This window comes from Frankia sp. CeRuru1, assembly GCF_977966315.1.
Map to the genome: position 1 here is coordinate 1 of NZ_CDWWEW010000143.1, position 7604 is coordinate 7604.

Here is a 7604-nt window from a genome sequence, read left to right on the forward strand (position 1 = left end):
GGTCCGGCTGACCCTCGGCGGGTGTGGCTCGACCTCGGCGGGGATCACCGAGGCGGTTCGCCAGGCCGTGCTCGCCGTCGCGCCGGAGCTGTCTGACGTCCGGCGCCTGCCCGCGCCGGGCGCACCCGAGCGGACCGCCTTCGTTCCCCTCGACACGGTGCTCGCCCGGCCCGTCGCTGACGGGGTGGGCCCATGACGTCCCCGACGTCCCCGACGTCCGACGGCGCGTTGCGGCGGCTTGTGCGCGCCGCGACCGGCCGCGCCGGCGCGGCCGAGGCCCGCTGCGACATGTGCCGGACCGCCGTGCCGGCGGAGCATCGGCACATCCTCGACGAACAACGCGACGAGCTGCTCTGCGCCTGCCAGGCGTGCGCGCTGCTGTTCGACCGGGAGGCGGCCGGGCGTGGGCACTTCCGGCTTGTTCCCCGGCGACGGCTGCGGCTTCCCGCACTCGACGCGGACGAGCTGGGTACCCCGGTGGGGCTGGCGTTCTTCGTCGTCGGGACCGACGGCTCGGTCAGCGCCCGCTATCCCAGCCCGATGGGCGCCACCCGCTGGGACGTCGAGCCCGGCACGTGGCGCGGCATCGTGCGGCGCTGCCCGGCGCTGGGTGACCTGACACCGCTGGTCGAGGCGCTGCTGACGAACACCGCCCACGGCCGCCACGAGCACTGGATCGTTCCCGTCGACGACTGTCACCGGCTCGTGGCGGTCATCCGGCGGGAGTGGAGGGGCCTGTCCGGAGGCAGGCGCGTGCGGCCGGCGATCGACGGGTTCTTCGCCGATCTCGGCCGCCGGCCCGCAAGCCCGGTGCGGGCCGGGGTCCGGGAGCCCGTTGCGCCCGCACGGCCGGTCCATCTCACGGGCCAGGGCCGCGCGGGCCCCGCGGGGCGGGGCTGAGAGGAAAGAGAGGGAGGGGAGGACGAGATGGCTGAGATCCGGGTCGGTAAGCCCGACGTCGCGCCGGACGCCACCGCGCACGTCAAGGGGGTAGCGCAGGGCAACGCGACCGGTTCGTACCGATGGCAGGCGGGGCACCACGCCGATGGCAGCGCCGACGCACGGCGCTCCACCGGCGTCCGGCCGAAGAGGCGCAATCCCGTCGCACCGAGGAGCATGCCCAACCTGCCGCCGGGGTAGCGCCCAGCGGGCGGCGCACCACCCGAAGCCCGCGGATACCCATGAGAAAGCGGTACCGAGGAGGTGGAGCATGAGTAGTCGCAAGCTGGTGCTGGCGACCGTCGGCGTGGCCGGTGCCGTCGGCCTGTTCTGGAGGGAGTATCCGGCCCTCGTCCGATACATCATGATCGAGAAGATGTGATGGCGGACGGCACGGCGGGCCGCATGACCCGGCCGGCGCTCTCGGTGGGCGGGGCCGGTGAACCGAGTCGGGAGGCCGGCCCGGGCGGCCGGGCCCGGCGACGGTTCGTCGTCCAGGGGCTGGTCCAGGGGGTCGGCTTCCGGCCATTCGTCCACGCCGCCGCGACGGAGCTGGCTCTGACCGGCTGGGTGCGCAACGACACCGGCGGCGTGGTCACGGAGGTCGAGGGAACCCCCGGCGCGGTCGAGGACTTCGCCCGCCGGCTTCGCTGCGACGTGCCGCCGCTGGCCATGGTCGAGCGGGTCGTGACCACGGAACTTCCGCCCTGTGGCGGATCCGGCTTCGCGATCGCCCGGTCCCGGCCGGCCGCGGGCGGGCGTACGGCGGCGGCCCCCGACGTGGCGACATGCCCGGACTGCCTGCGGGAACTGGCCGACCCCGCGGACCGGCGTTACCGGCATCCGTTCATCACGTGCACCAACTGCGGACCCAGGTTCACGATCATCACCGACCTTCCCTACGACCGGCCGGCAACGACGATGGCCCGGTTCGCCATGTGCCCCGTGTGTGAGCGGGAGTACTCCGATCCGGCCGACCGGCGTTTCCATGCCCAGCCGATCGCCTGCCCGGCGTGCGGACCGCGCCTGGAGTTCGTGTCGCCGTCGGGCGCGCCGCGGACCGGCGAGGACGCGCTCGCTGCGGCGCGGCGGCTGCTCGCCGACGGTGGCGTCCTGGCGGTGAAGGGGGTGGGCGGCTACCACATCGCCTGCGTCGCGACCGACCCGACGGCGGTGACGACCCTGCGACGCCGCAAACGGCGCGGCGGCAAGCCGTTCGCCGTCATGGTCCACGACCTGGCTGCGGCCCGGGCCCTGGCGCATGTCGACGAGTGGGAGGCGGCCCTGCTCACCGACCCCGCTCGGCCCATCGTGCTGGTGCGCCGTCGCCGCGACGGCCGTCCCGCGCTCGCCGACTCCGTCGCCCCGGACAACCCCGATCTCGGTCTGCTGCTGCCCTACACGCCGGTGCACCATCTGCTGCTCGGCCTGCCAGGCGAGCCCGGGCCCGTCCATCGAACCGTCGGCACCGCCGGATGGCCGCCGTTGGTGATGACCTCCGGGAACCTCGGCGGCGAGCCGATCGCGGCCGGCGACGCCGACGCCCTGCGCCGGCTCGCTCCGCTCGTCGATGGCTGGCTGCGCCACGACCGTCCGATCCGAGTGCCCTGCGACGACTCCGTTGTCCGGGTGGTCGACGGTGCCCCGTCGCCGGTACGCCGCTCGCGTGGCTACGCGCCGCTGCCGGTGCCGCTGCCGTTCGAGGTGCCCCCGACGCTGGCCGTCGGGGCCGACCTCAAGAACACCTGCGGCCTGGGCTCGGGCCGGTCGGCCTGGCTCAGCGGGCACATCGGGGACATGGACGACCTGGCCACCATGCGCGCCCTCGATGCCGCCGAGCGGCACCTCGAGCACCTGACCGGCGTCACCCCCCGCCAGCTCGTCACCGACGCGCACCCGGGCTACCGGTCGCGCCAGTGGGCGGTGCGGCACGCTGCCGGCCGACCGGTACGGACCGTGCAGCACCACCATGCCCATGTGGCCGCGCTGATGGCCGAGCACGGCCTCGACGGCACCCGGCCGGTGGTGGGATTCGCCTTTGACGGGACCGGCTACGGCCCCGACCGGGCCGTGTGGGGCGGCGAGGTGCTGATCGCCGACTACCACGGGTTCCGGCGCTTCGCCCACCTGGGCTATGTGCCGCTTGCCGGTGGGGACGCCGCGGTTCGGCGGCCCTGCCGGATGGCGCTTGCCCATCTGCACGCCGCCGGAGTCCGCTGGGATCCCACCCTGCCGCCGGTCGTCGCCTGCCCGCAGCCGGAGCGGCGGGCGCTGACCCACCAGCTGGCCAGCGGGCTGGGCTGCGTGCCGACCTCCAGCATGGGGCGGCTCTTCGACGCGGTCAGCTCGCTGCTCGGCATCCGTCACGAGGTCGACTTCGAGGCGCAGGCGGCGATCGAGCTGGAGGCCCGGGCGCGGGCCGCGACCGGCGGCGGCGCGGACGACCGCGAACGCCACGCGTTCGCCTTGCGCGGGCAGGGGCCGGGCAGGCCGCTGATTATCGACCCGGCGCCGGTCATCCGGGCGATGGTGAGGGATCTGTCGGCCGGGCTCGCCGTGGACACCGCCGCGGCCCGTTTCCATACAGCCGTCGTGGCGATGATCGTGGACCTCGCCCGGCGAGCACGCGTAGAGGTGGGCCTTGACCTGGTCGGACTCACCGGCGGGGTCTTCCAGAACGCCGTTCTGGCGACGGCTGCATCCAGGGCACTGCGTGCGGGGGGCTTCACGGTGCTGCGGCATGCGCGGGTACCTCCGAATGACGGGGGGATCGCTCTCGGTCAGCTGCTCGTCGCCGCAGCGCGGGAAAAGGCGCGGGAAAAGGGGTGAGGAACAGGTGTGTCTCGCGGTTCCAGGACGGGTGGTGGGGATCGAGGAACGCCACGGGGCCCGGATGGCCGAGGTCGATTTCGGAGGTGTGCGCAAGGACGTCTGCCTGCAGTACCTGCCCGAGATCACGGTCGGCGAGTACGTGATCGTGCATGTGGGGTTCGCGATCCAACGGCTGGACGAACGGTCGGCGTTGGCGTCGCTGGCCACCTTCGCGCGGATGGGACTCCTGACCGAGGAGTTGGGTGACGGTGCGGACGGTGTGAGTGCCACGGCCCGCGGGGCCGGCGAGGAGGAGGGGATGACGCGGTGAGGTATCTGGAGGAGTTCCGGGATCCGGAGCTGGCCGGTCGGCTGCTGGAACAGATCCACGCGACGACGACCCGCCCATGGTCGATCATGGAGGTCTGCGGTGGGCAGACCCACTCGCTCATCCGGCACGGTATCGATCAGCTTCTGCCCGAGGGCATCGAGATGATCCACGGTCCCGGCTGCCCGGTGTGCGTGACCCCGCTCGAGATCATCGACAGGGCTCTGGAGATCGCCGCGCGGCCGGGCGTCATCTTCTGCTCCTTCGGCGACATGCTGCGGGTGCCGGGGAGCGATCGGGACCTCTTCCGGGTGAAGAGCGCGGGTGCCGACATCCGGGTGGTCTACTCCCCGCTGGACGCCCTGACGATCGCCCAGCGCAACCCCGATCGGGAGGTCGTGTTCTTCGGGATCGGATTCGAGACCACTGCGCCGGCCAACGCGATGACGGTTTTCCAGGCGAAACGGCTCGGCTTGGGCAACTTCTCCCTGCTGGTGTCGCATGTGCTGGTACCGCCGGCGATCGCTGCGATCATGGAGTCGCCGAGCTGCCGTGTCCAGGGGTTCCTGGCCGCTGGTCACGTCTGCAGCGTGATGGGCACCGGCGAGTACCCGGCTCTGGCGCGGCGTTACGGCGTGCCGATCGTGGTCACCGGCTTCGAACCACTCGACCTCCTCGAGGGCATCCGGCGCACCGTGGTGCAGCTGGAGGCCGGCCGACACGAGGTGGAGAACGCCTATCCCCGGGCGGTTCCGGCCGCCGGCAACCCAGCCGCCATCGCGATGCTGCGGGACGTTTTCGAGGTGGCCGACCGGGCCTGGCGGGGCATCGGTGTCATCCCGGGCAGCGGCTGGCGCCTGTCGCCGGCCTACCGCGACTTCGACGCGGAGCTGCGGTTCGCCGTGGCGGACGTCCACACGGCCGAGTCGTCGGCGTGCCGATCGGGCGAGGTGCTCCAAGGCTTGATCAAGCCGCATGAGTGCGTGGCCTTCGGACGGCAGTGCACGCCGCGGACCCCGCTCGGCGCGACCATGGTGTCCTCCGAAGGGGCCTGTGCCGCCTACTACCTCTACCGCCGGATGAGCACCTCTCCGGCGGTTGCGCAGGCCTCGCCGGAAGCGGGACGTGCGCTGGAGGTGGGACGTGCGCTGGAGGTGGGACATGGTGGATGAGGCCGTGACGGCGGTGGATCCGGCCGGGTGGACCTGTCCTGTGCCGTTGGTGGAGTGCCCCACGATCGTGATGGGGCATGGCGGCGGGGGCGCGATGTCGGCCGAACTCGTCGAGCATCTCTTCCTGCCGGCCTTCGGAGTCGCCGGCGCGGGCGGTCCGGAGGACCTGGGGGACGCGGCCGTGGTCACCGTCGACGGCGCACGGGTGTCGTTCACCACCGACTCCTACGTCGTTCGACCGTTGTTCTTCCCCGGCGGCTCGATCGGCGATCTCGCGGTCAACGGAACTGTCAACGACCTGGCGATGTCCGGCGCCGAACCCCGGTACCTCTCGACCGCGTTCATCCTGGAAGAGGGCACCGAGCTGACCGATCTCGGCCGGGTGGCGGATGCGCTCGGAGCGGCGGCCCGTGCCGCGGGCGTCCGGCTGGTAACCGGTGACACCAAGGTCGTCGATGCCGGTCACGGTGACGGGGTCTACGTCAACACGGCGGGGATCGGCCTGGTTCCCGACGGCGTCGACATCCGGCCCGCTCGGGCCCGGGCGGGCGACGTCGTCCTGGTCAGCGGCGAGATCGGGCTGCACGGGATCGCCGTGCTCAGCTGCCGGGAGGGCCTGGAATTTGCCACGGAGGTCCGCAGTGACACCGCTCCGTTGCACGGACTGGTCGGCGCTATGCTGCGCACCGGTGCGGACGTGCACGCCCTGCGGGACCCGACGCGCGGAGGACTGGCCGCGACACTCAACGAGATCGCGCGGACCGCGCGGGTGGGAATCGTCATCACCGAACGGCATGTTCCCGTTCCCGAGCCGGTCCTCGATGCCTGCAGCATTCTCGGGCTGGACCCCTTCTACATTGCCAACGAGGGCAAGCTCGTGGCGATGGTCGCGCCGCGGGACGCCGATCGGGTGCTTGAGGCGATGCGCGCGTGCCCACTCGGCCGAAACGCGGCCGTGATAGGTACGGTGACCGCGGAACACCCGGGAATGGTGGTCGCGAGGACCGGTCTCGGCGCGAGCCGCGTGGTGGACCTCCCGGTCGGCGAGCAACTTCCCCGAATCTGCTGAATCCCTGAGCTGTTTTCGAGTTGAGGGCGGACCCGTGCATTCTGGTCCGCGCCTCTGTCGCTGAATTCGGCGAGATCCTCGGGCAGGTGGAATGGTGACGTGCATGCCTGTCAGTCTCTCGGTGGCGGGCCGGGGCTCAGGGAGTGACTGACCGGCGCGGCGCGGGCGTCCGGCGGAATGCGGCGAGGACGTCCTCCGGACGTTCGGAGACAGGCGTCGGCGGCTCGGGATGGCGACAATCATGGTCAGGTGGCCGGGGACGGTGTGGACGTGAACATGGTTGTAAGCGTAGCCCCCTCGCCCGGCAGTGTCGAACACACGTTCGTTTCTGTGATCGCGGATCCGTCTTGGGGGTGTGGTCGTAATCGCGAAAGGATGACCCATCGTTCCGCGTTGAACGTTGGTCTCAACCGAGGTAGCGTGGGTGGGCATTGGCGCGGTTGTTTCCGTCGAGGGTGAGGGTGGATGCGTCGGGCTTGCGGTCGGTTGGGGCTGTGGGGGTATGCTTCACTCTCGAGCCGTCCGGCCCGCCACGTGGCGGTTGGGTGGGCGAAGTAGCGGTGGATAATCGTATGGTCTTTCGGGTGTTGTTGAGGTGAGTCGTGAGTACAGGTAAGGTTCTTCGCTTCGACCATGTTCGGGGTTACGGTTTCATAGCTCCCAGCGACGGAGGAGACGATATTTTCCTACATGCCAACGATCTTCTTGTTGAGAAGAATCTCGTCGTCCCCGGGGCCGTCATGGAGTTCGAGATCGAGGAGGGCGAGCGTGGGCTGAAGGCCAGTTCGGCCCGCATCCTCAGGTCCACGCCTGCGGCTTCGGGCCTGGCCGCTCCGGCGCCGACGAGGGGAACCGTCCACGCGGACGATTCCGACGCTCTCTGTGACGTCCTGCCGGTCGGGGAGTTCACCCAGGAAATCACCGAACTGTTGCTCCGGATCGACCCGACCCTGACGGGGACGCAGATAGTTCGGGTCAGAAGCGAGCTGATGGGCGTGGCCGAGAAGTACGGTTGGATCGAAAACTGACGCGTATCCGGGCGCCTTTCCCGCGTCCGGCCGTCTCTTGCCCGGACGTGGGAGGCCTCGGGGCCTCGGGGGCGGGAGGATCTGGATCGCGCGGGCGGTCCGGCGGAGCCGGGCAGGCGCCGTCGTTCGGCGTCTCGCGCGGCGGCGGTTCTTCCCGCCGGGGGAACCTACAGCTCGACGAAGCCGGACACGCAGGTGATCGGGTCGCCGCCGATCCAGACCGTGCCGTCCGCATCAGCGGAGATGTGCACCCGTCC

Annotated in this window: 7 protein-coding genes and 1 pseudogene; all 8 read left to right on the forward strand. The window is 71.3% G+C overall.

Going from position 1 to position 7604, the window contains the following annotated elements:
* Nucleotides 1-196 (forward strand): annotated as a pseudogene (locus AC08OP_RS12290) (NifU family protein); the annotation flags it as partial.
* The gene (locus AC08OP_RS12295; protein ID WP_476614314.1) at nucleotides 193-900 is read left to right on the forward strand and encodes a DUF5947 family protein; all 708 of its coding nucleotides are present in this window, start codon (nucleotides 193-195) and stop codon (nucleotides 898-900) included. The pseudogene AC08OP_RS12290 and the gene AC08OP_RS12295, both read left to right, overlap by 4 nt.
* Nucleotides 901-927: 27 nt before the next feature.
* Nucleotides 928-1140, forward strand: a complete 213-nt coding sequence (locus tag AC08OP_RS12300) for a hypothetical protein (protein WP_462186348.1) — start codon at nucleotides 928-930, stop codon at nucleotides 1138-1140.
* Between the two features lie 180 nt (nucleotides 1141-1320).
* Nucleotides 1321-3768 carry a carbamoyltransferase HypF gene (gene hypF, locus AC08OP_RS12305; protein WP_476614315.1) on the forward strand — a complete coding sequence of 816 codons (2448 nt, stop codon included), beginning with the start codon at nucleotides 1321-1323 and terminating at the stop codon, nucleotides 3766-3768.
* Nucleotides 3769-3775: 7 nt separating this feature from the next.
* Nucleotides 3776-4081, forward strand: coding sequence for a HypC/HybG/HupF family hydrogenase formation chaperone (locus AC08OP_RS12310; RefSeq protein WP_476614316.1), 306 nt, complete (start codon nucleotides 3776-3778; stop codon nucleotides 4079-4081).
* Nucleotides 4078-5250, forward strand: a complete 1173-nt coding sequence (hypD, locus tag AC08OP_RS12315; protein ID WP_476614317.1) for a hydrogenase formation protein HypD — start codon at nucleotides 4078-4080, stop codon at nucleotides 5248-5250. The genes AC08OP_RS12310 and hypD overlap by 4 nt, the downstream gene beginning before the upstream one ends.
* Nucleotides 5240-6319: a hydrogenase expression/formation protein HypE gene (gene hypE, locus AC08OP_RS12320; protein ID WP_476614318.1), complete on the forward strand. Its 1080-nt coding sequence runs from the start codon at nucleotides 5240-5242 to the stop codon at nucleotides 6317-6319. Before hypD ends, hypE begins: the two co-directional genes overlap by 11 nt.
* Nucleotides 6320-6921: 602 nt before the next feature.
* Nucleotides 6922-7347 carry a cold-shock protein gene (locus AC08OP_RS12325; RefSeq protein WP_462186345.1) on the forward strand — a complete coding sequence of 142 codons (426 nt, stop codon included), beginning with the start codon at nucleotides 6922-6924 and terminating at the stop codon, nucleotides 7345-7347.
* Nucleotides 7348-7604: the final 257 nt, after the last annotated feature.

Excerpts from the sequence above, each read along its gene's own strand:
- AC08OP_RS12295 (WP_476614314.1), top strand. The coding sequence starts at position 193 with ATGACGTCCCCGACGTCCCCGACGTCCGACGGCGCGTTGCGGCGGCTT.
- hypE (WP_476614318.1), top strand. The coding sequence starts at position 5,240 with ATGGTGGATGAGGCCGTGACGGCGGTGGATCCGGCCGGGTGGACCTGT.
- AC08OP_RS12300 (WP_462186348.1), top strand. The coding sequence starts at position 928 with ATGGCTGAGATCCGGGTCGGTAAGCCCGACGTCGCGCCGGACGCCACC.
- hypF (WP_476614315.1), top strand. The coding sequence starts at position 1,321 with ATGGCGGACGGCACGGCGGGCCGCATGACCCGGCCGGCGCTCTCGGTG.